Consider the following 630-nt stretch of genomic DNA (forward strand, 5'->3'; position numbering starts at 1 on the left):
TGTGAAGCAGCATCACGTCCATCTATGCGTTTCGTGCAGCCCAGAACCGAATCTCAGCAGGCAATGCGAGCTCTGCATCGTGTCCGTGAATCCCTGGTTCAGGATAAGGTGAAAACAACTAATCAGATGCATGCTTTTCTGCTGGAATTTGGTATCAGCGTTCCGCGAGGTGCTGCCGTTATTAGTCGACTGAGTACCCTTCTTGAGGACAGTAGTTTGCCTCTTTATCTCAGCCAGTTACTGCTGAAATTACAACAGCATTATCACTATCTTGTTGAGCAGATTAAAGATCTGGAATCTCAGTTGAAACGAAAGTTGGACGAAGATGAGGTTGGACAGCGCTTGCTGAGTATTCCCTGCGTTGGAACGCTGACTGCCAGTACTATTTCAACTGAGATTGGCGACGGGAAGCAGTACGCCAGCAGCCGTGACTTTGCGGCGGCAACAGGGCTGGTACCCCGACAGTACAGCACGGGAGGTCGGACGACATTGTTAGGGATTAGCAAGCGGGGCAACAAAAAGATCCGAACTTTGTTGGTTCAGTGTGCCAGGGTATTCATACAAAAACTGGAACACCAGTCTGGCAAGTTGGCCGACTGGGTCAGGGAGTTGTTGTGTCGGAAAAGCAAC

General features: G+C 49.8%; 1 pseudogene. It reads left to right on the forward strand.

The features are described 5' to 3' along the window. Window positions 1-630, forward strand: a pseudogene (locus ABD169_RS16070) (IS110-like element IS5075 family transposase); the annotation flags it as partial.

It is taken from the genome of Leucobacter iarius, assembly GCF_039530105.1.
Taxonomy (GTDB): domain Bacteria; phylum Actinomycetota; class Actinomycetes; order Actinomycetales; family Microbacteriaceae; genus Leucobacter; species Leucobacter iarius.